Origin of the sequence: Myxococcus qinghaiensis (assembly GCF_024198215.1) — a bacterium.
GTDB lineage: Bacteria > Myxococcota > Myxococcia > Myxococcales > Myxococcaceae > Myxococcus > Myxococcus qinghaiensis.
The window spans coordinates 64,323-90,227 of sequence record NZ_JAKCFA010000031.1; the positions used below are offsets into that span (position 1 = coordinate 64,323).

At 68.9% G+C, this 25,905-nt stretch carries 22 protein-coding genes; 20 read left to right on the forward strand and 2 right to left on the reverse strand.

The annotated features are described in order from the left end of the window. The first annotated feature begins 9 nt into the window (after positions 1-9). Together LZ199_RS40195 and lptE are read left to right on the forward strand one after the other, a co-directional pair. Positions 10-621 carry a hypothetical protein gene (locus LZ199_RS40195; RefSeq protein WP_253999103.1) on the forward strand — a complete coding sequence of 204 codons (612 nt, stop codon included), beginning with the start codon at positions 10-12 and terminating at the stop codon, positions 619-621. Positions 622-653: 32 nt separating this feature from the next. Then, the gene (lptE, locus tag LZ199_RS40200; protein WP_253999104.1) at positions 654-1,178 is read left to right on the forward strand and encodes an LPS assembly lipoprotein LptE; all 525 of its coding nucleotides are present in this window, start codon (positions 654-656) and stop codon (positions 1,176-1,178) included. A gap of 73 nt (positions 1,179-1,251) precedes the next feature. Here lptE and rpsT read toward each other — a convergent pair whose 3' ends face one another. Continuing rightward, a complete protein-coding gene (gene rpsT / locus LZ199_RS40205) occupies positions 1,252-1,524 on the reverse strand; it encodes a 30S ribosomal protein S20 (protein ID WP_163869705.1) in 273 nt (90 codons plus the stop codon). A 115-nt stretch (positions 1,525-1,639) separates the two neighbouring features. After that, the gene (gene mazG, locus LZ199_RS40210) at positions 1,640-2,845 is read right to left on the reverse strand and encodes a nucleoside triphosphate pyrophosphohydrolase (RefSeq protein ID WP_323390245.1); all 1,206 of its coding nucleotides are present in this window, start codon (positions 2,843-2,845) and stop codon (positions 1,640-1,642) included. Positions 2,846-2,992: 147 nt separating this feature from the next. Here mazG and LZ199_RS40215 point away from each other — a divergent pair, with 147 nt between their 5' ends. From LZ199_RS40215 to LZ199_RS40300, 18 genes are all read left to right on the forward strand, one after another. Next, positions 2,993-5,176: a tetratricopeptide repeat protein gene (locus tag LZ199_RS40215; RefSeq protein WP_253999105.1), complete on the forward strand. Its 2,184-nt coding sequence runs from the start codon at positions 2,993-2,995 to the stop codon at positions 5,174-5,176. A gap of 4 nt (positions 5,177-5,180) precedes the next feature. Next, positions 5,181-6,302: a DUF4388 domain-containing protein gene (locus tag LZ199_RS40220; RefSeq protein WP_253999106.1), complete on the forward strand. Its 1,122-nt coding sequence runs from the start codon at positions 5,181-5,183 to the stop codon at positions 6,300-6,302. Positions 6,303-6,384: 82 nt separating this feature from the next. Next, complete coding sequence (locus tag LZ199_RS40225; RefSeq protein ID WP_253999107.1) at positions 6,385-7,470, forward strand: PhoH family protein; 1,086 nt, start codon at positions 6,385-6,387, stop codon at positions 7,468-7,470. A gap of 135 nt (positions 7,471-7,605) precedes the next feature. Beyond that, positions 7,606-10,098, forward strand: a complete 2,493-nt coding sequence (locus LZ199_RS40230; RefSeq protein WP_253999108.1) for an HD family phosphohydrolase — start codon at positions 7,606-7,608, stop codon at positions 10,096-10,098. Positions 10,099-10,120: 22 nt separating this feature from the next. Beyond that, positions 10,121-10,978: an rRNA maturation RNase YbeY gene (gene ybeY, locus LZ199_RS40235; protein ID WP_253999109.1), complete on the forward strand. Its 858-nt coding sequence runs from the start codon at positions 10,121-10,123 to the stop codon at positions 10,976-10,978. Positions 10,979-11,078: 100 nt separating this feature from the next. Beyond that, entirely contained in the window at positions 11,079-12,404 is a 1,326-nt protein-coding gene (locus LZ199_RS40240) for an Lnb N-terminal periplasmic domain-containing protein (protein WP_253999110.1), read from the forward strand. A gap of 71 nt (positions 12,405-12,475) precedes the next feature. Continuing rightward, positions 12,476-13,598, forward strand: a protein-coding gene (prfB, locus tag LZ199_RS40245) for a peptide chain release factor 2 (protein ID WP_253999111.1) whose coding sequence is annotated in 2 segments (ribosomal slippage) — positions 12,476-12,544 and positions 12,546-13,598 — 1,122 coding nt in all. Because the reading frame shifts where the segments join, the coding sequence is not laid out codon by codon here. Between the two features lie 123 nt (positions 13,599-13,721). Beyond that, on the forward strand, positions 13,722-14,348 hold the full coding sequence (locus tag LZ199_RS40250) for an RNA polymerase sigma factor (protein ID WP_253999112.1): 627 nt from the start codon (positions 13,722-13,724) through the stop codon (positions 14,346-14,348). Continuing rightward, positions 14,345-14,728, forward strand: a complete 384-nt coding sequence (locus LZ199_RS40255; protein ID WP_163869713.1) for an anti-sigma factor family protein — start codon at positions 14,345-14,347, stop codon at positions 14,726-14,728. The genes LZ199_RS40250 and LZ199_RS40255 overlap by 4 nt, the downstream gene beginning before the upstream one ends. Positions 14,729-14,801: 73 nt before the next feature. Further along, a complete protein-coding gene (gene lysS / locus LZ199_RS40260) occupies positions 14,802-16,334 on the forward strand; it encodes a lysine--tRNA ligase (RefSeq protein WP_253999113.1) in 1,533 nt (510 codons plus the stop codon). A 12-nt stretch (positions 16,335-16,346) separates the two neighbouring features. Then, positions 16,347-18,740 (forward strand): FtsX-like permease family protein, encoded by a 2,394-nt coding sequence (locus LZ199_RS40265; protein WP_253999114.1) that lies wholly within the window; start codon positions 16,347-16,349, stop codon positions 18,738-18,740. Between the two features lie 2 nt (positions 18,741-18,742). Beyond that, entirely contained in the window at positions 18,743-19,417 is a 675-nt protein-coding gene (locus LZ199_RS40270) for an ABC transporter ATP-binding protein (RefSeq protein WP_253999115.1), read from the forward strand. 76 nt (positions 19,418-19,493) lie between these two features. Beyond that, the gene (bamA, locus tag LZ199_RS40275) at positions 19,494-21,953 is read left to right on the forward strand and encodes an outer membrane protein assembly factor BamA (protein ID WP_253999116.1); all 2,460 of its coding nucleotides are present in this window, start codon (positions 19,494-19,496) and stop codon (positions 21,951-21,953) included. Between the two features lie 103 nt (positions 21,954-22,056). Beyond that, positions 22,057-22,617 carry an OmpH family outer membrane protein gene (locus LZ199_RS40280; protein ID WP_253999117.1) on the forward strand — a complete coding sequence of 187 codons (561 nt, stop codon included), beginning with the start codon at positions 22,057-22,059 and terminating at the stop codon, positions 22,615-22,617. 10 nt (positions 22,618-22,627) lie between these two features. Beyond that, on the forward strand, positions 22,628-23,692 hold the full coding sequence (gene lpxD / locus LZ199_RS40285; protein ID WP_253999118.1) for a UDP-3-O-(3-hydroxymyristoyl)glucosamine N-acyltransferase: 1,065 nt from the start codon (positions 22,628-22,630) through the stop codon (positions 23,690-23,692). Beyond that, positions 23,692-24,159, forward strand: coding sequence for a 3-hydroxyacyl-ACP dehydratase FabZ (fabZ, locus tag LZ199_RS40290; RefSeq protein ID WP_141648302.1), 468 nt, complete (start codon positions 23,692-23,694; stop codon positions 24,157-24,159). The genes lpxD and fabZ overlap by 1 nt, the downstream gene beginning before the upstream one ends. 29 nt (positions 24,160-24,188) lie before the next feature. Then, the gene (gene lpxA / locus LZ199_RS40295; RefSeq protein WP_253999119.1) at positions 24,189-24,965 is read left to right on the forward strand and encodes an acyl-ACP--UDP-N-acetylglucosamine O-acyltransferase; all 777 of its coding nucleotides are present in this window, start codon (positions 24,189-24,191) and stop codon (positions 24,963-24,965) included. Positions 24,966-24,991: 26 nt separating this feature from the next. Further along, on the forward strand, positions 24,992-25,816 hold the full coding sequence (locus LZ199_RS40300) for an LpxI family protein (RefSeq protein ID WP_253999120.1): 825 nt from the start codon (positions 24,992-24,994) through the stop codon (positions 25,814-25,816). The last annotated feature ends 89 nt before the right edge of the window (positions 25,817-25,905 follow it).

A 25,905-nucleotide genomic window follows, 5' to 3' on the forward strand; every position in this document is an offset into this window, starting at 1 on the left:
GAGACCCGGGTGCCCGCGGAGGTCCTCGTCATGTGCACCGCGTGCGGCCAGCCCCAGAAGGCGGGCGGCGCGCGGTGCCTCGCCTGCGGGGCCCCGCTTCCGGAGGCGCCCGTGCCCACGCCGCTCGGGCCCTTCCTCTCCGCGGACCTGGGCGGAGGCCGCTCTCTTGTCGGTGAGAGCGGGAAGCTCACCTATCGCGCGGCGGAGGCGGTTCCACCCCTCGTCGTGGAGCTCATCCAGCTCCGGGCGTTGACGCTGGAGTCGCGCCCCTTCTTCGAGGCCCTGGTGCTGTGCGGGTTCGCCCTGTTGGGCCTGATGGCCGGGGGGCTTCCGCTGAAGCTGGTGATGTTCGCGCTGGCGGCGCTGGGCGTGCTGCTGGCGGCGGTGTGCCAGGTGCACGCCCTGGTGCTGGAGACGTCGACGGGCGGACGGCTGCGCTGGCCGCTGGGGCTGGCGCGACGGGGCTCCGAGCGGGACGCGAGACTCTTGGGGGCCTGGCACACGCTGGCGGGCGCGATGAAGGCCCGGGGCGTCGTGGTGAGGGACTCGAGCGGGGCGGTGCTCACCGGGCCTGCGTCAACGCCTTCCGAGGGCGAGCCACCCGAAGGCCCTCGCGCTTGACGGAGTGGTGCGGGCGGGTAGGGTGCCGGCCCATGTCGCTTCCCTTCAGGACTGCCTCACGGCGTCTCCACCTGGCCGTGTTGCTGACGGGCTGGGGGGCCTGCTCGGCGTTGCTTTCGGGGTGTGGCTATCGCCTGACGCCGCGCGGCTCGGGACTTCCTCCCGGCGTTGAAACGGTGTGCGCGCCCATCTTCGGCAACGACACGTCGGAGCCCGCGCTCGAGACGGTCTTCACGCGCTACTTCCGTCAGGAGCTGACGCGGGTGGGGCGGCTGGGGAGCGGGGCTTCGTGCGACGCGCGCGTCGAGGGGACGGTGCTGTCGCTGTGGAGCTCGCCCACGATTGTGGGGCGCTTCTTTCGCATCGCCGCCACCGTGAGGCTGCGGCTGGTGAAGGAAGGGCTACCGCCCCAGGAGACGGTCATCTCGGGCACCGAGGACTATCTGCCGGGGACCGGAGACGTTCTGGAGGCGGAGTCCAACCGTCAGGCGGCGATGGACCGGCTGGCGGAAGTGCTCATGCGTGACGGGTTCGAGCGGCTGGCCAACACCTGGTGAGGAGGCGGGTGCCTCCTCCCGGGGAGCCTGCTTCGAGGACGACGGAGGGGACTCCGAGGAGCCCCCAGGTGCATCAGGCCTGACGCGCGCTCTTGGCGGCGGCCTTGGCGAGGCGGGAGATGCGGCGGGACGCGGTGCGCTTGTGCAGCACGCCCTTGGTGGCGGCCTTGCTCAGGGCCTTGGAGGCCGCCTTGAGCGCGTCCGTCTTCTTGGCGCCATCCTTGGTGCCAATGGCCTCCCGGGCGGACTTCACCGCGGTCTTCACGTCGGAACGGACCGTGACGTTGCGGGCGCGGCGCTTCTGGGACTGACGGTGACGCTTCTCTGCGGACTTGGTGTTGGCCAAGAGAAATCTCCAGCGAAAGACAGGCTAAAAAGAGGGGCCGTCCTTACTGCGACGCCTCGAAAGCGTCAAGGCGCGCGTGCTCGTCCAGCCGGGATTTCCGGACTCTGGACGCGGATCAGCGAGGTTCGCGGGGGGAATCATCCGGCGGAGGGGTGTATTCCCAGACCAGCCCGGCGGGATCCTGGAAGGACAGTCGCCCGGCGACGGAGCTTGAGGTTCCTCCAGGGCGGATCTGCTCCACCACCCGCCGCAGGCGCTCCACCGCGAGGGCGGAGGGGGCCTCCAGGGTGAAGGTGGCGCCCGCGGCCGACGTGGGTGCACGCTGGAAGACGAGCCGCAGCGAGCCGTCCTCGTATCGGGCCTCGTCTGGCGTCGGGCGGTGGGTGAGCCACCCCAGGGTGGGGGCCAGCGCGTCCCAGAATGCCCGCTGGGCATCCAGGTCCGCCACTCCCAGCCGCAGCGTGGAGACGGGGGCACGGGGCAGCGACTTGGGGGGCGGGAGGGACTTCTCCTTCGCCTTGGCCGCCTGCCAGTGGCGCTCCATGTGCTCCAGGGTGGCGCCGCCGAAGGGGACTCCCTCGGCGCGCAGGGCGGCCTCGATGTGCTGGAAGCGGGTGGTGAAGCGGAGGCTGGCCATGCGCAGGGCGTCCTCCGCGGGCGTCTTCACGAAGCGCGCGAGGTTGGCCAGGGAGAAGAGGACGTCGCCCAGCTCGTGTTCAATGGCGTCGCGGTCTCCGGAGGAGATGGCCTCGTCCAGCTCCACCAGCTCCTCGGCCAGCTTGCCGCGCACGCCGGCCAGGTCGGGCCAGTCGAAGCCGATGCGGCTGGCCTTCTCCGTCAGCCGCTCGGCGCGCAGGAGGGCCGGCGCGGCGGTGGGGACACCGTCCAGGACGGAGCCCTCGTCGCCCGTCTTGAGCTTGCGCTCATCGGCCTTGAGCTTCGCCCAGTTGGCCAGGACCTGCTCGGAGCCATTCACCCCCCTCAATTCGCCGAAGACGTGGGGGTGGCGGCGGGTGAGCTTGTCGCTGATGGCCTTGCTGACGTCGGCCATGGTGAATTCGCCCAACTCGGCGGCGAGCTGGGCGTGGAAGACAATCTGGAAGAGCAGGTCGCCCAGCTCCTCGCACAGGGGGTGCCAGGGCCCGCCCGAGCCGACGCGGTCCATCTCGTCCAGGACCTCGAACGCCTCCTCGACGAGGTAGGGACGCAGCGAGCGGATATCCTGCTCCCTGTCCCAGGGGCAGCCATCCTGGGCGCGCAGCCGCCGCATGATGTCCACCAGACGCTCCAGCTCCGTCCCGGGGGTGCCTGCTTCGCTCACGTTCGCCTCCTCGCGGGGACAAGTCCCGCGACGTGCGTCCCTGTAACACGCGGCCCGTGCGTCACATCCGGAAACGCGGCGACAGGACGGGGCAGGTGGCGTTCCGTTTCGTGGTTCGGCCGGGCTCGCCTATCATCCGAGCCCTGGATGATCCGCCTCCCGCTTTCCTCCCTGATCCTCTGGGGCCTGTTGCTCCTGACTCCGGCGTTGGCATCCGCTCAGCTCGAGGCGCCCACGCGGCTCCAGGAGGTGGACCCCGGTCCACTGGAGCCAGACCTGCAGGACGAGTCCCTCGACACAGCGGACCCGGTCTATGACGGCCCCGCCGACGACGGTGAAGTCGAGGCCGAGCAGGACGACGTTCCCCGCAGGGCGCCGCGTGGAGGGAAGGAGAAGGCGTCGGCACTCCCGGCGCCCTCGAAGCCCTCGGTGACGCCGCCCCCCGTCGAGCCCCCTCCCGTCGTCATCGTGCCCAGGCCGGTGCTCAGTCCCATCCTGACGCCTCGCGTGTCGGATGAAGAGGTGTTGGCGGTATGGGACCGGTGGCGGCAGGCGCGAGCGACGAACGACACGGCCACGGCGGAGAAGGCCCAGCAGGAGCTGGTGACGCTGAAGCGCGAGCTGCTCGCGGCGGACCTGGAGCCCATCAGCGTCGGCTTCCTGCGCGAGGCGGAGGTGCGCGGGCGCGCGGGAGACCTGAGCGGCGCCATCCGGTTGGCGGAGCTGGCGGTGGAGCTGTCTCCCCGACTGCCGCTCGCGCGCTTCGGGCTGGCGGAGCACTATGCGATATCCTCCCCGGCCGAGCCTGGCCGCTACCTGGGGGCGCTGCGCGCGGCCTTCGTGTCCATGGCCCTGGACCCGCGCTATCGCGGCCCCGCTCTGGCGGACCTTGGCGCGCTGCTGTTGCTGGCGTGGTCCGCCACGGCGGTGGCGCTGGTGGGATTGCTGTTCCTGCGGAGGGTGCGCTACGCGCTGCATGACTTCCACCACCTGCTTCCGCGCGCGGTGGCCCGCTGGCAGTCCGTGCTCCTGGGGGTGTTGCTGCTCGGCCTGCCGCTGACGCTGGGGATGGGGCTGGTTCCCCGGTTGCTCGTGTTGCTGGCGGTGGTGGTGCCCTACCTGACCCGGCAGGAGCGGGTGGTGTCCACGGTGCTGGTGGCGGGGCTGGGCCTGGCGCCGCTGGCCGCGGGACAGCTCACCCGGCTGACGGCCTTCGCCGGAACGCCCGCCGAGGACGTGTATCTGCTGGAGCGCGGCGGCCTCTCCGCCGAGGGCGCCATGGCGCGCGTCAAGGCCCGGCACGAAGCACGCGCGGCCACCTTCCCGGAGCTGGCGGCGCTGGGCCAGTACGAGTCACGCCGGGGCCTGCTGGAGGACGCGCGGGCGCACTTCAAGGCGGCCTCGTCGGTGCGCAGCGGGGATGCGCGGCTCCTGACCCGCTTCGGCAACACGCTGGTGGGGTTGGGGGACGAGGACGGCGCCGCGCAGCTCTACGTGCAGGCGTCCCAGGCGGATCCGAAGATGGCGGCGCCCCACTACAACATCGCGCAGATCTACCGCCGGCGGGCCAAGACGCTGCCGGACGCGGAGGTCGGCAAGGCGATGGAGCGCGTGACGACGGCCACCGCGTCGGCTCAGGCGCTGGACGGTGAGCTGCTCCGGAGAGAGCCACCTCCGGATGATCGCCTGCTGCTCAACCTCCTGATGCTGGCGCCGACGATGCCGGAGTCGGAGTGGCTGTCACTCGCGGACGGAGCGGAGTCGGGGCGCCGGGTGGAGGCGCAGTTGGAGCGCTGGCTGTTGCCGGGGGTGGAGCCGGGGCCGGTGGCCTGGGCGCTGCCGGCCGTGGCGGCGCTGCTGCTGGTGGGCTGGGGCCTGCTGACGCAGCGACTGAAGGCCGCGAAGGTGTGCGAGCGCTGCGGCCGTCCGGTGTGCGTGCGGTGTGACCCCGAGCTGGGCGTGGGCAGTCAGCAGTGCGGCCAGTGCGTGAACGTCTTCTCCCGTCGAGGGCTGGTGCCGCAGCAGCTGCGGCAGCGCAAGGCGGACCAGGTGCAGCGCCATCAGGCGTGGGCGGGCCGGGTGACGTACGCGGCGGGCGCGCTGCTGTCGGGCGCGGGCCACGTGTTCTCGGGACGGGCGGTGCGCGGCGCGCTGTATGCGTTCCTGTTCCTCTTCGCGCTGGCCGCGACGCTCCTGCACCACGGCCTGGTGCGAGCGCCCCATGGGGACGCGCCGCTGTACCTCAAGCTGGTGCCGGTGGTGTTGCTGCTGGTGAGCGTCTACGTGCTGTCGCTGCGCGGCCTGCACCGGCTGCGGCAAGGGGAGGAGTGAGACCATGTCCCTGAAAGGCACGCTCAAGGACTTCGGCATCGGCGACATCCTTCAGCTCATCGGGCAGCAGCAGAAGACGGGCTCGCTCCAACTGGACAACAAGGACCAGGAGGTCCGCATCGGCTTCCGGGACGGCCACATCATCAAGGTCGAGAGCATCACCCGGAAGCGCAAGGACCTCATCGGCGCCATGCTCGTGCGCGCCGAGCTGATCACGGAGACGCAGCTGGAGGCGGCGCTGGAGACGCAGCGGCGCACCCTCAAGCGGCTGGGGGACGTGCTCGTCTCCAGCCAGGCCCTCACCGCGGACCGCTTCCAGTCGATGATGCAGCTGCAGGCCACGGAGACGCTCTACCGCCTCTTCACCTGGAAGGCGGGCACCTACGAGTTCATCCAGGAGCCCGTCGAGCCCGACGCCGAGGCCATCCGCCCCCTGCGCGCCGAGACGGTGCTCATGGAGGGCTTCCGGATGGTGGATGAGTGGCCCGTCATCCGGAAGTCCATCCACCGCGACGACCTCTCTTTCGAGCGCATCAAGGCGCTGCCTCCGCCGCGCGAGGGCGAGGAGGGCGGGGAGCTGGGCGTCATCGCCACCACCGAGCGGCGCGTGTACGACGAAATCGCGCCGGGCCGGGACTTGCGCAAGCTGGTGGACGTCTGCTGCCTGGGCGAGTTCGAGACCTGCAAGGCCCTGCACAACCTGGTTCGGGGCGAGTACGTGCGCGTCATCCACCCGGAGGGGGCTCGGGCCCCCGCGCCGGGGGACGAGCGCCTGCTCTCCCGCATGGGGGGCGTGGTGGGGCGCGTGGTCGCCACCATGGGCGTGCTGGCGGTGCTGGCCGTCGTGGTGTCCCGGGTGGCGTTGGCGGATCCGGAGCGCACGCGCGCGGCCACCGCCTTCGCCGATGCCGCGGCGCAGCGTCATGTTTCAGATGCCCAACGCATCCGCATCGAGTCCGCGCTGGAAGTGTTCCGTCTGGAACGCGGTGAGCTGCCAGAGCGATTGGATGCTTTGGTGCAAGCTGGTTTGTTGAGTGCGGACGAACTCAGATACCCCTGGCGGGAGGAGTACTACTACCGGCGGCTGGCTGCTCGGCGGTTCGTCCTCCTGCCACCCTTGCGCTAGCCTTCACCCAAAGTCGTCTTTCGGAGCCGGGGGGGCGGCGTTACGTTGCAGACAAGCGGTACCGACCGAGGAACGACACGCATTGCGAAATCCCGCCACGTTGGAAGCGACCGCAGCCGTTTCGACGACCTCCGCCAAGGTGGACGTCCGGGACAATGAGACGGCCATGGCGCTGTGCGGCAACCAGAACGAGAACCTCAAGCTGATGGAGCGACGCCTCGGTGTCCGGGTGGGACAGCGGGGAACGGAGTTCCATCTGTCCGGACCTTCCGACGCGGTGGCCTTCGCCGTGCGCCTCCTGGAGAACCTGGAGGGGATGATTCGCGCGGGCCGCCCCCTGTACCGCGAGGACGTGGAGCAGGGCATCAAGGTGCTCGGACGGGGCGCGGAGTCGCTCCAGGAAGTCATGCTCGGCACGGTGCTCAAGAGCTCCGGCAACCGGCAGATTGCTCCGAAGAGCATCGCCCAGAAGCGCTACGTGGACGCCATCCGCGCCCACGACATCGTCTTCGGAGTGGGCCCCGCCGGTACGGGCAAGACGTACCTGGCCATGGCCATGGCCGTGGCCTTCCTCCAGGAGCGCAAGGTCAAGCGCATCATCCTCGCGCGTCCGGCTGTTGAGGCGGGTGAGAAGCTGGGCTTCCTTCCGGGCGACATGCAGGAGAAGGTGAACCCCTACCTGCGTCCGCTCTACGACGCGCTGCACGACATGATGGCCGTCGAGCGCGCCGCGGCCCTGGTGGAGGAGGGCGTGGTGGAGGTGGCCCCGCTGGCCTTCATGCGCGGCCGCACGCTCAACGACGCCTTCGTCATCCTCGACGAGGCGCAGAACACCACCGTGGAGCAGATGAAGATGTTCCTGACGCGCCTGGGCTACAACAGCAAGGCCGTCATCACCGGCGACGTGACGCAGGTGGACCTTCCCACCGGGAAGATGTCCGGCCTGAATCATGCCCGGACGGTGCTCAAGAACATCGAGGGCATCCACTTCGCGGAGTTCTCCGACGTGGACGTCGTCCGCCACCCGCTGGTGCAGGAGGTCATCCGCGCCTACGACAGGGCAGAGCTGGCGCAGAGCGAGGCGAAGCTGGCTCGCGAGGCCGCCCACGCCGCTCAGGCTCCGGACAAGGGCGCCGCTCCGGTGCCTCCTGAGGCCCCTGTCGGCTGATCCTCGGGCTCTGGCCTACCTATGCCCACCCGCCCGTACCCTGGCGGGCGGGCATTCGTATTTCCGCCCCCGTGAATTTTCCGGGGCGCTGCGGCCTTGATGGAGCCACGGCCCCTATCTAGGGTGAGGACCTCCATGGACGAACCGGAACCGCAGTCCCCCGCGCCCAGTCCCTTGGACGCGCTCGCAGCACGCCTTGGGTTGGGAAAGGGCGTCTGGGGGCGGCGTGCGGTCCAGGTGTTCCTCCTGTTGACCGTCTCGGTGGGCGCCGGCTTCGTCATCTCCCCCGGTCTCTACAGCCAGCAGATTCCCGCGCTCTCGGAGGAGAACCTCGGCAAGCCCTTCCGGGCCAGCTCTCCGGCGGGCTTCAAGGCCGCGCGCGACTACGAGGTCGTCCACCGCGCCATGACGACCCAGCGGCGCCAGGACGCCCGGGCCGCCGTCAAACCCGTCTACGACTTGAACCCCGCCGTGGTGGGACATCTGCGCACTGTGGTCCGCGCCTCGTTCGCGACGATGCGGGAGCGGCTGGCGGAGCTGGCGGATGCGCAGCCAGAGGTCGAGCCCGAGGAGGGCAAGAAGCCGCGCCGTCACCCCGCGCCCACGCCGGAGCAGGTGGAGCGTGAGCGCCGGGGCCGCGAGTCGATGCAGGCGGAGCTCCAGGAGCTGCTCTTCGGCCAGCGCGACGCGGGGCTGGAGGCGGAGGACTTCCTGGCGCTCTACGGCAAGGGCTTCTCGGAAGAGGTGGAGGCGGCGACCCTGGTTCTCCTGGAGCGGGCCTACCGCTCCGAGCAGGGGCCGGTGCACGTGGCGGGCTCCCGGGAGGAGCTGGCGCGCGAGGCGCCCCAGGGGCTCACCGTCAGGGACGTGGTGAACAAGGGCGAGGACACGCTGCCCAACGGCGCGCCGCAGGTGGTGGACATTCGCGAGGCGCACCAGGAGATGGACCGCTTCGCCTCCATCCCCGGCAATCTCCTGCCGGACGCGCCCGGTGTGCAGCGCCGCGCGGTGCTGCGGCTGGCCAAGCGGCTGGTGCGGCCCAACCTCACCATCAACATCGCGGAGACGGACGCGCGACGTCACCAGGCCGCGCAGGCGGTGAAGGACGCGGTCATCTCCATCAAGAAGGGGCAGCGCGTCATCGGTGATGGCGAGCTGGTGAACGAGGGGCACCTCGTCGTCCTGCGCGGCATGCGCGCGGAGACGGACCGGTTGGACCTGGTGCAGGTGCAGCTCGGTGGCACGGGGCTGGTGGCGCTCCTGGTGGTCGCCTCGTACTTCTTCTGCCTCAGTGCGTTCCGGCGCTTCCGGCCCACGCGCAAGGACGGGCTGCTCCTGGGCATCCTGCTGGTGGGGACGCTGGCCCTGTTGCAGCTCTGGGTGTCCATCGCGGACGCCATCCAGGACCGGTACACGGCGCTGCCCATCGAAGCGCTCTACTATGTATTCCCGGTGGCGGCTGGCGCCATGCTGGTGCGCTTCATCCTCACGCAGGAGCTGGCGCTCTTCTTCGCCATGGTCTTCGCGTGCCTGGCGGGCGTGATGCTGGGCAACTCGCTGGCCTTCGGCATCTACACCCTGGTGGGCTCGCTGGTGGCGGCGGACCGCATCGTCAAGGCGAAGGACCGCGTGGGCATCTTCCGGGCGGGCCTGGTGACGGGCGCGGCCAACACGGTGGCCGTGCTCTTCCTGTTCCTCGTCGAGGGCAAGGGGCTGTCTGCGGACACGGCCGTCACCGCGGTGAGCGCGTTCATCGGCTCGTCCCTGGCGGTGCCCGTCATGGTGATGGCGCTCACGCCGCTCATCGAGATGACGTTCGGCTACGCGTCCGACATCAAGCTGTTGGAGCTGGCGAACCTCAACCACCCGGCGCTCAAGGAGCTCATCGTCCAGGCGCCCGGCACGTACCACCACTCCATCATCATCGGCACGCTGGTGGAGAACGCGGCGGAGACCATCAGCGCCAATCCGCTGCTGGCGCGCTCGTGCGCGTACTACCACGACATCGGCAAGGGTCGGAATCCGCTCTACTTCGGGGAGAACCAGAAGGGGGAGAACCGGCATGACGCGCTCGCGCCCGCGATGAGCGCCGTCATCATCAAGCGCCACGTGACGGAGGGGTTGGAGATGGCGCGGCAGTACCGGCTGCCGAAGCTGGTGGCGGATGCGATTCCGCAGCACCACGGCACGCGCACGGTGGGGTATTTCTACCACAAGGCCCTGAAGGAGCAGGAGGGCAAGGAAGGCGCGCCGCCCATCGACGAGAGCATCTACCGCTATCCGGGACCGAAGCCTCAGTTCCGCGAGGCGGCGCTGGTGATGATCGCCGACGCGGTGGAAGCGTCGACGCGGTCCATGACGGACCCCACCACGACGAAGCTGCAGGCGCAGGTGCAGAAGATCATCAACCTCATCTTCTCCGAGGGGCAGCTCGACGAGTGCGACCTGACGCTGAAGGACCTGAATCTCATCTCGCAGTCCTTCCTGCACACGCTGGAGGGCATCTACCACACGCGTCCCGTCTATCCGGCCGGCGCGGTGGGGGGTGGCAAGGCTCCGCCGCTGGTGGTGGCGGGAGGCAAGGCCGTGGAGGCGAAGGACAAGCCGCGCTCGGCGGGGGCGTTGTGAGCGGGACGCGAGGGGTGACGGCGTGAGACTGCGCAAGGGCAAGGTCATCCCCCGGGATGACGGCAAGCGCATCGAGGAGTTCGTGGGCGCGGCGACGACGGGGACGGATGCGGCGTCCGTGGCGCGGATGCTCGCGCCGCCGGGCTGGGCCGAGCCGGCTCAGCGTCCCGAGTTCGACGAGATGGTCATCGTCCTCAAGGGAGAGCTGACGCTCGTGGTGGAAGGCCGTCGCGAGCGCATCTCCGAGGGCGAGGTGGGCCTGGTGCCGCGCGGCAAGCGCGTCGTGTATCGCAACGACGGCAAGGGCGCGTGTGACTACTGGTCCATCTGCGCGCCCGCTTTCCGTCCAGAGCGCGCACACATGGAGGCGCCTGCGCCCCGCGAGCAGGAGAACGTGGTGACGGTGCAGCTGGCGCACGGGCAGGGCAAGGAGTTCGGCCGGCTCCTGACGACGTGGGCCCGGGACTACCTGAAGCGCCTGTCACTCACCCACTGCGAGCTGTCGCTGTCGCTGGTGGATGACCGCGCCATCCGGCGGCTCAACCGCACCTGGCGGGACAAGGACAAGGCGACGGACGTGCTGAGCTTCCCCGCGGGCGACCAGCCCCGGGGCACGCCGGGGCCCCGCCCCCTGGGCGACGTGGTCATCTCCCTGGACACGGCGAAGCGGCAGGCGAAGGAGTACGGCCGCACGCTGGAGTCGGAGATGGCGCGCTACCTGGCGCACGGGTTGCTCCACCTGCTGGGGCACGACCACGAGCGACCGCGCGACGCGAAGCGGATGGCGGCGCTGGAGGAGGAACTCTTGGGGGAGCGGGGCATGGTGGCGGACTCGCTCCAGGTGGACGCGAAGGCCCGCCGGGCTCGCAGCCTGATGTAGGGGCCTCGCACGGCACCCTGGCGGACAATCCGGCATCCTGTCGATTGAGTCGGCCGACGTGCATGATAGGTAGGCCGCCTCCCGCGTGTTGGACAAAGCCATGCCTCGCTTGTCGCTCATCGCCCTCTGCCTGCTCGGCCTGTTGCTCGCGGCCCCCGCGCGCGCGGCCTCTGACTTCGTGCCTCCCTGGGGAACGGGCGAGAGCCAGGGAGACGACCTCGTCATCTCGCTGGCCACCTTCAGCCCCGGCGACGACGTGCCGTCCTGGTGGGGACATGGCTCGCTGGTGGTAGAGGACCGCCGGCTCGGCGTGGCGCGCGTCTACAACTACGGGATGTTCTCCTTCGACGAGGCGATGCTGGCCCGCTTCGCGATGGGACGCCTGGAGTTCTGGGTGGGGCAGGCCCGCGTCGAGAACACCTACCGCTTCTATAAAATGGAGGACCGCGACGTCCGCATCCAGGAGCTGAACCTCACCCCGGAGCAGCGCCAGCAGGTCGCCAAGCGGCTGGCCGACAACGTCCTGCCGGAGAATCGCGAGTACCTGTATCACCACTACAACGACAACTGTGTCACGCGTCTGCGGGACATGATTGACGGGGCCACGGGTGGGCAGCTCCGCGAGGCGGACCGGGCCCCGGGGCGGATGACGCTGCGCGAGCACACGCGGCGCTACACGTCGGTGAATCCGCCGATGAGCGTGCTGCTCGACTACATGATGAACGACGAGATTGACCACCCCATCACCCGCTGGGAGGAGGCCTTCCTCCCGGACGAGCTGGAGACGCAGGTGGCCACGCTCCAGCTCGTGGACGGGCAGGGGCAGACGCGGCCGCTGGTGGCGAAGAGCTGGAACTACTACGCCTCTCCCGTCCGCGCGCGTCCTCCCGCCGAGCCGCCCCCCTGGGGGCCCTGGATTCTCGCGCTGGGCCTGACGCTGGGCGGTGGGGCGCTGGGACTGGCCGCCTGGGAGCGCAAGCGGGGGAGCAAGGTGGCGCGGGTGCTGCTGGGCCTGGAGACCTCGGTGCTGGGGCTTGTGCTGGGCATCCCGGGCACGGCGCTCTTCGTGATGTGGCTGGTGACGGACCACACGGTGGTCTACCGGAACGAGAACCTGTTCCTGGCCAACCCGCTGACGCTGCTGGCGGTGCCCCTGGGCGTGTCGCTGATGCGGGGCACCCCGAAGGCGCGCACGCGGCTCTTCAAATTGTGGGGCGCGCTCACGGTGACGGCGGTGCTGGGCATCGTGCTCAAGCTGCTGCCCCCGTTCGACCAGGACAACTGGCGCCTCATCGCGCTCATCCTGCCCATCTCCCTGGGGATGGCGGGGGCGTTCGGCCTGGACCGGGTGCTCGCGCGCTTCACCGGGACACATCGCGCGTCAGCGGAACGACGCGACACCGTCGCTCGGCTCAAGACGCCCTGACGCACTTCGTTTTCAACCTGCTTCCACGCGGTGGCCGCTGACGGCACCGCGCGCCCTCAGAGGAACAAGACATGGCGAACGATTCGATGGAGAAGATCAACGGCCTGCGGGAGCGCGTGTTGGCGCTCCGGGGGCATCTTTGACCTGGACCGCAAGCGGTCCCGCATCGCGTTGATTGAGCGTGAGAGCACGCTGCCCACCTTCTGGGACGACAACACCAAGGCGCAGTCGATGTTGAAGGAGAAGTCCGCGCTGGAGGCGGGCGTGGCCTCCTACGACAAGGTGATGCGCGGGCTCGACGACGCGCAGACGCTGCTGGAGCTGGCGGCGGAGATGAGCGACGAGGACACGGCCCGAGAGGCGGAGGCGTCGCTCGCGGGGCTGGACGGCGACGTCGCCAAGCTGGAGCTGGCGCGCATGCTGTCCGGTGAGCAGGACCGCAGCAGCTGCTTCATGGACATCAACGCCGGCGCCGGTGGCACCGACTCGATGGACTGGGCGGCCATGCTGTTGCGCATGTACACGCGCTACTGCGAGACGAAGGGCTGGAAGGTGGAGATCAACGACGAGGTGCCGGGCGAGGAGGCGGGCTTCAAGAACGTCTCGCTGCGCATCGAAGGCGACTTCGCCTACGGCTACCTCAAGGCCGAGGTCGGCGTGCACCGGCTGGTGCGCATCTCCCCGTTCGACGCCAACGCCCGCCGGCAGACGGCCTTCGCGTCGGTGGACGTCTACCCGGAGGTCGATGACGCCATCCAGATTGACCTCCCGGAGAAGGACATCGAGCTGAAGTTCATCCGAGGCAGCGGCGCGGGTGGACAGAAGGTCAACAAGACGTCCTCCACCGCGCAGCTGCGCCACCTCCCCACGGGCATCATCGTCACCACGCAGACGGAGCGCTCCCAGTCGGCCAACAAGGAAATGGCCTTCAAGATTCTGCGCGGCCGCCTGTACGAGCTGGAGATGAAGAAGCGCGAGGCCGCGCGCGACGCCGCCGAGGCCGCCAAGAAGGACATCTCCTTCGGCTCGCAGATTCGCTCCTACGTGCTGGCCCCCTACCGCATGGTGAAGGACCTGCGCACCGGCGTGGAGACGGGCAACGTGGACGCGGTGCTGGATGGTGACCTGGAGGAGTTCATTACCGCGCAGTTGTTGGGGGTGAAGAACCCCAACCGCAACGCGGCGATGGATTAGCCGCGGGCCCCGGGAACCTTTTTCCGCGCCTTGCTGTCGGAGGCGCGGTGGGGCAGGGGAACGGGATAGGCTCGAGGAGCAGTGGCCCTTCCTTCTTGGAGGGGCTGTCGCGGGAGGACATCGGTGTCGCCGGGCGGCGTGCTCGAAATCGGAGAGGACGGGCCGGCCGCGGATGCGACCGCGTCACGGCGCGAGGACGCGGCCCTGCTGGCCCGACTGCGCCAAGGCGAGCCCGAGGCCTTCGAGCAGCTGGTGCGCACGCACCAGGACCGGCTCTACGACTTCTGCGTCCGCATGGTGGGGGACCGCGAGGAGGCCCACGACCTGGTGCAGGAGATCTTCGTCAGCGTGCACCAGAACGTCCGCCGCTTCCGCGAGGACGCGAAGCTGTCCACCTGGCTGTTCCGCATCACCAAGAACCACTGCATCAACCGGCTCAAGTACCTCAAGCGTCGCGGCAGGGGGCGCTCGGAGGAGTACGACGAGACGAGCGACCTGTGGGTGGACGGCCCGGGGGCACCTCCCGCGCCGGATGCCGCCCTGGACGCCGCTCGGGAGCGGGCCCGGGTGCAGTGGGCCATCTCCCAGCTGGAGCCGGATGCCCGCATGCTGGTGGCCCTGCGCGATATCGAGGGCCTGAGCTACGACGAAATCGTGGACATCACGGAGCTGCCCGAGGGCACGGTGAAGAGCCGGCTCCACCGGGCGCGCGAAAAACTGGCGAACCTCCTGGGGCGGCTTGAGCCATGAGTGGATTCCATCGCAGACTCCCGGACGTGGACCCGCACCTGAACCACCGCGAGGCGAAGGCCCTCTTCTTCGCGCTCGCCGACGACGAGCTGCCCGCCCCCCAGGCGCAGGCGGTGCGTACGCACCTGGACGGCTGCGATGAGTGCCGCCAGGGGTGGGAGGGATATTCGCGCACCGTACGACGTCTCCAGGGCGTGGAGCGGGAGAAGGCCCCGCCCGCGCTGGCGTCGCTGGTGATGACTCGCGTGCGTCGTCAGCGCCGTTTCGGCCTGAAGGGCCTGCACATGGCCCACATGCAGCACCGCTTTCCGGTGGAGATCCTCATCCCCCTGCTGCTCGCCGCCGCGGTGGCCGCCTTCCTGGTGATGGCCGCCCCCTGAAGCTTCCCGATGTGTTGCGTTGCGTCCTGAGGGAGCCTTGGCTACGGTGCCGCGCCTCTTGGAAGGGCGCGCGATGGCTGACGACCAGAACAACGACCTGGGCTCGAAGGAGCAGGAAATCTACGACCAGCGGCTGGAGAAGGCCGCGAAATGGCGTGAGGCCGGCTTCAACCCTTACGGCAATGGCCACCGCCCTCAGCACCTCGCGGCCGACATCCTCGCCAAACACGCGGACGCCACCCCGGAGGCGCTGGAGCAGACGCCCGCTACCTATGAGGTCGCCGGTCGGCTCGTGGCCATGCGCTCGTTCGGCAAGGCCGCCTTCATCAAGCTGAGAGATCGCTCCGGCGAAATCCAGGTCCACATGAAGAAGGACGCGCTCGCGGAAGGCTACGAGGTCTTCAAGCTGTGTGACATGGGCGACTTCCTGGGCGTCACCGGCACGCTGTTCCGCTCGAAGACGGGCGAGCTGACGCTGGCGGCGACGAAGTTCACTCCGCTCACCAAGTCCCTGCGGCCCCTGCCGGAGAAGTGGCACGGCCTGACGGACGTGGAGATCCGCTACCGCCAGCGCTACCTGGACCTCGTGTCCAACCCGGACGTGAAGCAGACCTTCCTCCGGCGCAACAAGCTCATCCGCTTCATCCGCTCCTTCCTCGACGGGCGTGACTTCGTCGAGGTGGAGACGCCGATGATGCACCCGTTGGTGTCGGGCGCCGCGGCGCGCCCTTTCACCACGCACCACAACGCGCTCGACATCGACCTGTACATGCGCATCGCTCCAGAGCTGTACCTGAAGCGACTGGTGGTGGGCGGCCTGGAGCGCGTCTACGAGGTGAACCGGAACTTCCGCAACGAGGGCATCAGCACCCGGCACAACCCCGAGTTCACCATGCTCGAGTTCTATCAGGCGTACGCCACGTACGAGGACCTGATGGACCTGAGCGAGGAGATGATTTCGGAGGCGGCCAAGGCCGTCACCGGCGACTCCAAGGTGAAGTACGGCGAGCACGTGCTGGACTTCGGCAAGGGCTGGAAGCGCATCTCCATGGTGGAGGCCATCCGCGAGGCCGTGGGCGGTGGGACGCTCACCGACAAGGACATGGCGGACGCGGACAAGCTCCGCCACGAACTGCTCAAGACGGCGCACGCCGAGTCCGAGCGCCGCGCGATTGACACGATGAACCACGGCGAGCTCGTGGGCGCCCTCTTCGAGGCCCACGTCGAGCACACCCTGATTCATCCCACCTTCATCACCCATTTCCCCACCGCCGTCTCCCCGCTGGCCCGCAGGAACGACCAGAATCCGGAAATCGCGGACCGGTTCGAGCTGTATGTGGCGGGGCGGGAAATCGCGAACGCCTTCTCCGAGCTGAACGACCCGCTGGACCAGAAGGGCCGCTTCCAGGCCCAGCTCGACGCCAAGCAGCGCGGACAGCAGGAGACGATGGACTACGACGAGGACTACATCCGGGCACTCGAGCACGGCATGCCTCCCACCGCGGGTGAAGGCATCGGGATTGATCGGCTCGCGATGCTGTTCACGGATGCGCAGAGCATCCGCGACGTCATCCTGTTTCCCCTCCTCAAGCCACTGGCGAAGTAGCCAGGAGGCCAAGTGCACTCGGCAGAACGGCAGACCGTCCACCGCTGGATTCTCCTCTGGGCCGGGGCCCTCGTGGCCCTGGTGGGATTCATCCTGCTCGCGTGGTCCATCTCCGCGTCCGGCGCCTGGGCGGAGGTCAGCTCCGGTTTGGGGTTGTCCCTGTTCGGCTGGGGCGGGGTGCTCCAGGCCATCAACGCAGGCTCCCTCCTGCCGGCGCATGCCGCGGTGAAGGACTCGCTTCCTCCGGCCGGGACGTGGTCGCTCGTCTCCGGCACGCTCATCTGGTTGCTGGGCTGGGGACTGGTCGCCGCCGGGACCCGCCGCGCGCCCGCGACGACGGAAGGTCCGAGCCTCGCGGCCGGGGCTCCGCTGTACCCGCGCCTGGCGCGCTACCGGGACTTCTACTGGAGCACGCTGGGGGCCTACGGCGGCGGCATCCTGCTCGCGGAGCTGGTGCTCGTCCTCCTCCAGACCGTGCTCTCCAGCGGCGTGCCCTCCACGGACCTGAGCGCGGTGAAGGACTCGGGTGGAGGGCTGTCGCTGCCTCCCACCGGCGCGTTCGCCATCTCCCTGGTGATTGCCGCCGCGGTGGCCTTCATCTCCGGCTTCGTGGGGGCGTCTCGCGCGCAGCGGCTGTCGCTGCCGGAAGCCACCATTGGCGTGCTCTACCTGGGGCTGCCCGTCCCCCTCCTCCTCACCTTGATGGAGCGCATCCCCTGGCTCCAGCTCCAGCTGGGCTACCGGCTGCGCGAGGTGACGTACGTGGCGAGCCTGCTCGGCCGTCCGGAGCTGGCTTACTGGCTGACCTTCACCGGCCTGGTGCTGGCGCTGGTGCTGGGCATCAACACGGGCTTCGTCGCCGCCGGCAGCGGGCGCGTGGACCTGAAGCTGGGCTTCGAGCTGTTCGTCGCGCGCCGCCATGTCGCGGTGTTCCGCCCGTCGCTGCTCTTGGGGACGCTGGCGGTGCTGATGTTCGGCATCATCCCGCCCCTGCTCGTGTACTTCATCATCCGCGCCGCCGAGGCCGCGGTGGAGCGCACCCGCATCCGCGCGCTGGGCCTGTCGGATCCGCTGGCCGCGTCGGAGGCGCTGCACTCGCTGAAGCTGCGTGAGCAGTCGCCCACCATGATGATGACCGCGCTGTCGGTGGGCGGCGTGGGCGTGGGCGTCATGGCGCTCATCATCGTCCTGTCGGTGATGAGCGGCTTCGAGGCGGACCTCCAGAAGAAGATTCTCGGCACCAATGCCCACGCGGTGGTGACGCGGTACGCGGGGGACCTGCCCGAGTACGCCAAGGTGATGGAGTCCATCCGCAAGGTGCCCGGAATCGCCGGGCAGACGCCCTTCATCATCAACCAGGTGATGATCGCCTCCGAGGGCAACGTCGACGGCGTCATCATCAAGGGCATCGACCCGGCCACGGTGGGCGAAGTCACGGACCTGCCCCGCAACATCCTCGGCAACGGCTCGCTCGACATCCTCTACACGCCAGAGAAGATCCTCTCGCGCGGCCTGGATGAAGAGGAGACCGAGGCTCCCGAGGGCGGCGGGGAAGGGGAAGCGGGCGGAGACGACATCATCCGCCGCTCCGGCAAGGCGACGAAGCCGCCCGTGCTGCCCGGCATCGTCATCGGCCGCGAGCTGGCCGCGTCGCTGCGCGTGGTGGTGGGAGACCGGGTGAACGTGGTGTCACCGCTGGGCACGGAGCTCGGGCCCACGGGGCCCATCCCCAAGAACCGGGCCTTCCGCGTGGCGGCCGTCTTCTACTCGGGGATGTACGAGTACGACTCCAAGTTCGTCTACATCCTGCTCAAGGAAGCGCAGGACTTCTTCAACATCCAGGGCGCGTCCGGCATCGAGCTGAAGGTGCTCGACATCGACGACGCCCGGCGCATCTCCGGCCAGGTGGTGAAGCTGCTCGGCGGGTATCCCTACCGCGCCCGGGACTGGGGCGAGATGAACAAGAACCTCTTCTCCGCGCTGCGCCTGGAGAAGCTGGTGATGGGCATCATCCTCTCCATCATCATCATCGTGGCCGCGGGCCTCATCGTCGCCACGGTCATCATGCTGGTGCTGGAGAAGCGCAAGGAGATCTCCGTCCTCAAGGCGCTGGGTGTCCCCGATGGCGGCATCGTGAAGATCTTCCTCGCGGAAGGCCTCCAGATTGGCGTCGCGGGAGGGCTTCTGGGCCTGTTCTCCGGCCTTGCCTGGTGCTTCTTCATCGAGAAGGTCGGCATCAAGCTGGACCCGGAGGTCTATTACATTCCCGCGCTGCCGGTGCGCATCGAACCTTTGCAGACCGCGCTGGCAGTCGTCATCGCGGTGCTCGTCACCTACCTGGCGTCCATCTATCCGGCCCTCAAGGCCAGCAGCGTGGAACCGGTGGAAGGGCTGAAGGCGGAGTAGCCATGACGCTGTTGTCCATCCGCAACGTCTTCAAGAGCTACTTCCTGCACGGCAAGCGCATCGACGTGCTGCGCGCGGTGTCGCTCGACATCGGCAAGGGAGAGCTCGTCTCGCTCGTGGGGGCCTCCGGTGCGGGGAAGAGCACCTTCCTGCACGTGCTGGGCACCCTGGACGCTCCCGCCGCGGGCGAGGTCTTCTTCGAGGGCCGCTCCGTGTTCGACATGAACGACGCGGAGATCGCCGAGTTCCGCAACCGCACCATGGGCTTCGTCTTCCAGAGCCACTACCTGCTGCCGGAGTTCACCGCGCTGGAGAACGTGGCCATGCCCGCCCTCATCCAGCGCCAGGAGCGCTCCGGGGCCTACACCTATGCCCGGGAGCTCCTGGAGCGGGTGGGCCTGGGGCAGCGGGTGGACCACAGGCCGGGGGAACTGTCCGGTGGCGAGGCCCAGCGCGTGGCCCTGGCGCGCGCCCTGGTGCTCAAGCCCGCCGTCCTGCTCGCCGACGAGCCGACCGGCAACCTGGACCCGGCCACGGGCGAGGGCATCCACCAGCTCCTGAGGGACGTCAACCGGGAGCTGGGCATCACCGCCGTGGTCGTCACCCACAATGAAACACTCGCCCGTTCCATGCCCCGCCGCCTGCGGCTGGCTGGCGGGCAGGTGTCGGAGGCTTGATGGCTCCGCGCTTTTGGATTGAGGGCGTCGCGCCCCTTCCCGTACATTGCCCCGCCTTTCTCTGGCCGGTCTCCCCTTGAGGCACCCCGTTCTGTCCCGCAAGTCACTGCTCCCGCTGCTGGCGGTCGTCCTGTGGTCGCTCGTGCCTGGCTCCGTCCAGGCGCAGGTGAACGGGGGTGCGCCCTCAGCGACCCCGGTTCCGAGCACCCCGGCCCCCGCTCCTGAACGTCCTCAGGACGCCCCTGTCGACACCGCCCCCGCCGACGAAGCCCCCGCGTCCGAGGATGACCTCAACCGGGTGGTGGAGGTCCGCGTCGAAGGCAACAAGCGCGTGGAGGCGGAGGCCATCCGTCGCGCCTTGCGCACCAAGGTCGGCCAGCCCCTGGCGTCCGCGCGCAGCGCCGAGGACCTCCGGGCCGTGTGGGCCCTGGGCTACTTCCAGAACGTGGAGCTGCTCGTGCAGCGGCTGCCGCGCGGGGTCGCCTACGTCGTCCGCGTCGAGGAGCGGCCCATCGTCCGTTGGGTGACGCTCCAGGGCAACGAGGAGCTGAGCCGGGACGACCTGAAGGAGGAAATCGAGGCCAAGCCCAACACGATTCTGGAGCTGGAGACCGTGCGCAGCACGGTGAAGAAGATCCAGGCCAAGTACGTGGAGAAGGGCTTCTTCCTCGCCGAGGTCAAGTACCAGATCAAGCCCAACGAGGGCGGCAGCGTCGACGTGCTCATCATCATCAACGAGCACGCCAAGGTGATGGTGAAGCAGATCACCTTCATCGGCGCGGAGAAGGTCTCCGCGGCGGAGCTGAAGGAGACGATGATCACCCGCGAGGGAGGCTTCCTGTCCTTCTTCACGGGTGAGGGCACCTACCGCGAAGAGGCCTTCCAGCGCGACCTGGCCGTCATCCAGATCGCCTACTACGACCGGGGCTTCATCAACGTCAAGATTGACAAGCCCACCGTCCAGCTCAGCGCGGACAAGCGCTACATCTACATCACCCTGCGCATCACCGAGGGCGAGCCCTACGACATCGGGAAGATCGACTTCTCCGGAGACCTGCTCTCCGACGTGTCGAAGGAGCAGATGTCCAAGCTGATGAAGTCGACGCCGGGCCAGCGCTTCAACCGCTCGCAGCTGTCGCAGGACATCCTGGGCCTGTCGGACGTCTACTTCGACCGCGGCTTCGCGTACGCGAACATCAACCCCGTCACCAGCGTCAACGCGGACAACCGCACGGTGGACCTGACCTTCGACGTGCAGAAGGGCCCCCAGGTCACGATTGAGCGCATCGACGTCGTCGGCAACAGCAAGACGCGCGACAAGGTCATCCGCCGCGAGCTGCGAGTGTACGAAGGCGAGCTCTACAGCGGCACCGGTGTGCGCCGCAGCAAGGAGCGCGTCACCGCCCTGGGCTTCTTCGAGACGGTGGAAATCACGCAGCGCGCGGGAAGCACCGACGACACCATCGTCCTCCAGGTGGAGGTGAAGGAGAAGGCCACCGGCACCTTCCAGGTGGGCCTGGGCTTCTCCAACGTGGAGAACTTCATCTTCACGGCGCAGATCTCCCAGAACAACTTCCTGGGCTGGGGCCAGAGCGTCTCCGCGTCCGCGCAGATTTCAGGCCTGCGCTCCCTGGTGCAGCTGTCGTTCTATGACCCGTACTTCCTGGACACCAACTACCTGTTGTCCGCGGAGTTCTTCCGCGTCCAGGCCGACTACGACGGCTTCATCCGCAACTCCACCGGTGGCACCGTCTCCATCGGCTACCAGTTCATCGACGACCTGCTCGGCACCGTCGGCTACACCCGTGAGTGGGTGAACGTGGAGGCGGGCTCGAACCTGGGCGCCGTGCTGCTGGCCAACCAGTTCCTGTCCGGCACCACCAGCGCGGCGCGGCTGTCGCTGTCGTTCGACCGCCGCGACAACCGCCTGTTCCCCTCGCGCGGCTTCATCCACTACGGCTCGGTGGAGCTGGCCCCGGACTTCCTGGGCGGCACGTTCCTCTTCAACCGGTACACGGCCTACTCGCGCCTGTACTTCCCGATGCCGCTGGGCTTCGTCTTCAAGACGAACGCCACCATCGGCTACATCCAGCAGCTCGACTCGAACAAGCCGCTGCCCATCTCCGAGCTCTACTACGTGGGTGGCATCAACAGCGTCCGCGGCTACTACCTGCGCAGCATCAGCCCCTCGGTGAAGGTGCCCCGCTCCGGCAACCCGGACGCCACCGTCACGGACTTCCTCGTCGGCGGCAACAAGCAGCTCGTCTTCAACTTCGAGCTGGAGTTCCCCATCTTCGAGAAGGCCGGCCTCAGAGGCGTGCTCTTCTATGACGCGGGCAATGCTTTCGGCTCGAACGAGCGCTTCTTCCAGGACCGACAGGACAAGCTGCCGCTCGGCCTCTTCCACTCCGCGGGCTTCGGCTTCCGCTGGTTCAGCCCGATTGGCCCATTGCGCTTCGAGTGGGGCATCCCGCTGACCAGGCGGCCGGAAGACGACCGGATTCTGTTCGAGTTCACTATCGGCAACTTCTTCTGATAAGCCGTCGTCCGTCGTCCCGGCCCCGCCCTGGCGGGAAGGGTTGAACAAGCCCGGGCGTCTGACGTCGGACCCTGTACCCTTCCCTGAGGAGCTGTTGAACATGTCGCTTCGCACCACTGTCGCGGCCATGGCCGCCGTCCTGTCGCTTGCCCTGCCGGTGGCCGCCTCGGCCGCCGACCTGAAGGTCGCCTACGTGGACCTCCAGCGCGTCCTGCTCGAGGTGGATGACGGCAAGGCCGCCAAGGCCCGCCTCCAGAAGTGGCTGGAGGAGAAGCAGAAGGAGATCGACAAGGAGCAGACCGCACTGCGCACGGAGAAGGAGACGCTGGACAAGCAGGCCAGCGCGATGACTCCCGACGTCCGCGCCCAGAAGGAAGCGGACCTGCAGCGCAAGGTGATGGTGCTCGCCCAGAAGTGGGAGAAGAGCCGCGGCGAGGCCGCCACCAAGGAGCGCCAGGAGATGGAGCCCATCATCAACAAGATCGACCAGGTGGTGGCGTCCATCGCCCAGCGGGACGACCTGGGCATGGTCCTGGACAAGCGTGACTCGGGCATCGTCTTCGCCAAGGCCCAGTACGACATCTCCAACGAAGTGATTCGCTCCTACAACAGCGCGAAGACGACGAAGACGACGGCGGCGAAGGACGCCCCGACGAAGTAATCGGCGCCACGTGAAGACCTCCCCCGCACCCCGACGGCTCGGGGAGCTCGCCGCCCATGTCGGGGGAGAGCTTCTCGGTGACCCTGAGCAGCTCATCCACGGACTCAACGGGCTCGAGGAAGCCAGCCCGGGAGACGTGTCCTTCTACGGAAACACGCGCTACCGCCGCCAGTTCGAGTCCACCAAGGCCTCGGCCGTGCTGGTCGGCGATGACGCTCCGCCTCGCGAGGGCGTGGCGCTGGTGCGGGTCACCAACCCGCACCTCGCCTACGCGAAGCTGCTGCGGCTGTTCCATCCGGCCACCCGTCCCGCGCCTGGCGTCCGTCCCGGCGCGCACGTCCATCCGGAGGCCACCATCCACCCCGAGGCCACGGTGCTCGCCGGGGCCTGCGTGGAAGCGGGCGCCCAGGTGGGTGCTCGCAGCGTGCTGTACCCGGGGGCCTACCTGGGCGAGCACGCCACGGTGGGTGAGGACAGCGTGCTGCACCCCAACGTCACGGTGCGCGAGCGCTGCGTCATCGGCAACCGCGTCATCCTGCACGCGGCCAGCGTGGTGGGCGCGGACGGCTTCGGCTTCGCCTTCAATCCCGAGGGCGAAGAGGGGCCGGAGCACTTCAAGATTCCCCAGGTCGGCAACGTCCGCATCGAGGACGACGTCGAGGTGGGCGCCTGCACCTGCATCGACCGCGCGACGGTGGGCGAGACGGTGGTGGGGCGGGGCAGCAAGCTCGACAACCTGGTTCAGATTGCCCACAACGTGCGCGTGGGGCCCATGTCGCTCATCTGCGCGCAGGCGGGCGTGTCCGGCTCCGCGGAGATTGGCACCGGCGTGATTCTGGCCGGGCAGGTGGGCGTGGTGGGCCACATCCGCGTCGGTGACCTCGCCAAGGTCGGCGCCCAGTCGGGCGTGGCCCATGACGTCCCGGACGGGCAGGTGGTGAGTGGCAGTCCCGCGATTGCCCACCGCGAGTGGCTGCGTGCCAGCGCGGCGTCGGGGCAGGTGGCGGACATGCTCAAGGAAATGCGGGCCCTGCGCCGCAGGGTGGAGCAGCTCGAGAAGGCGAAGGGGGAGTGATGGACATCGGTGAAATCCAGAACCTGCTGCCGCATCGGTATCCGTTCCTCCTGATTGACCGGGTGGTGGAGATTGTTCCCGGCCAGAAGATCACGGCCTACAAGAACGTCACCATCAACGAGCCCTTCTTCAACGGGCACTTCCCGGGGCACCCGGTGATGCCCGGCGTGCTCATCCTGGAGGCGCTCGCCCAGGCTTCGGCCATCCTTGCGTATAAGAGCGAGAACATGGACCCGACCCAGAAGGTGACCTACCTGATGGGCGTTGACGGAGCGCGCTTCCGCAAGCCGGTGGTGCCGGGAGACAGGCTGCAGCTCCTCATCGAGGTGCTGCGACACAAGGGCGCCGTGTGGAAGACGAAGGGCACGGCGACCGTGGATGGCGTGAAGGTCGCCGAAGGCGAGTTCCTGGCCACCGTGGTGGACAAGAACAAGGACGCTGGAGCGGCAGAGGGCGCGGCGTCCTGACCGCGAGCTGGCGAGGCAGAGGAAACGACATGGCTCAGGTTCATCCCTCCGCGGTGGTTCATCCCGATGCGCGTCTGCACGACACGGTCGAGGTGGGGCCCTTCTCGGTCATTGGTCCCCAGGTGACGATTGGCGAGGGCTCCCGCGTGGGGCCCCACGTCGTCATCGAGGGCCGCACCACGCTCGGCGCGCGCAACCGCATCTTCCAGTTCTCCTCGGTGGGAGCGGACCCGCAAGACTTGAAGTACGCGGGCGAGGACACCGAGCTCACGCTCGGCGACGACAACACGATTCGCGAGTTCGTCACCCTGCACAAGGGCACGGCGGGCGGCGGCGGGGCCACGCGGGTCGGCAACGGCAACCTCTTCATGGCCAACAGCCATGTGGCCCACGACTGCATCGTCGGGGACGGCTGCCGCATCGGCAACGGGTCCGCGCTCGCGGGCCACGTGACGATGGAGGACCACGTCATCATCAGCGGCCTGGCGGCGGTGCACCAGTTCACCCGCCTGGGCAGGTTCGCCTTCATCTCCGGCGGCGCCATGGTGACCATGGACATCCCCCCGTACGCCACGGCGCAGGGCGACCGGGCGGAGTTGGTGGGACTGAACACGGTGGGCCTGGAGCGCGGCGGCTTCTCCAAGGAGCAGATTGAGCGCATCAAGGAGGCCCACCGCATCCTGTTCCGCTCGAAGCTGGGACTCCAGGAGGCGCTGGCGCGGCTGCGCGCGGAGCTGGCGGGCCACCCGGAGGTCGACCATCTGGTGGCCTTCATCGCGCAGAGCAAGCGTGGGCTGACGCGCTGAGCTTTGTGACGCGCTAAGCTGTGAACATGGCGCTTGTACCCCAGGACAGTAGAATCGGCCTCATCGCGGGCAACGGGCAGCTCCCGTTCCTCTTCGCTCGCGCGGCGAAGGCGCGGGGGCTGGAGGTGGTGGCCGTGGCGCACCGGGGGGAGACGGACCCGGCGCTCGCCTCCGAGGTCGCCTCGCTCACCTGGGTGCGCGTGGGGCAGGTGAACCGCATCCAGAAGGCCTTCCAGGCCTCCCAGGTGAGGCAGGCGGCCATGGCGGGCGGCATCGGCCGGGTGAAGGCGCTGAAGGACGCGCGGCCTGACCTGGGGGCCATGCGCATCATCTCCCGCCTGCGCAGCTTCCGGGATGACGCGCTCCTGCGCGCGGTGGCGGCGGACTTCGAGTCGCGGGGCATCACCATCATCGCCCCCACGGACTTCCTGGGCGAGGTGCTGTGCCCGGAAGGTCACCTCGCGGGGCCTCCGCTGCGCTCGGCGCAGGCCCGGGACGTCGCGCTGGGACGCGAGGTCGCCGTGCTGCTGGGGCAGGCGGACGTGGGCCAGACGGTGGTGGTGCACGAGGGCCACGTCCTGGCGCTGGAGGCCGTGGAAGGCACCGACGAGGCCATCCGTCGCGGCGGCCGGCTGCTGGGGGGCGCGGGCGCGGTGGTGGTGAAGCGCTGCAAGCCGCAGCAGGACATGCGCTTCGACCTGCCTGCGGCGGGCCCCCGCACGCTGGAGGTGATGAAGGAAGTGGGCGCGAAGGTGCTGGCGCTGGAGGCGGGGCGCACCGTGCTGCTGGATGCGCCGGAGCTCTTCGCGGGCGCGCGCGCCGCGGGCATCACCCTCGTCGGCGTGCCCTGAGCGTGGCTCCACGGAGCAGGTAGGAAGCCGGAGCACGCCTCCCCGGCTGCCCGTGGGAATGGGCGCGCGCGGGTGAATTCCGTCGCGCC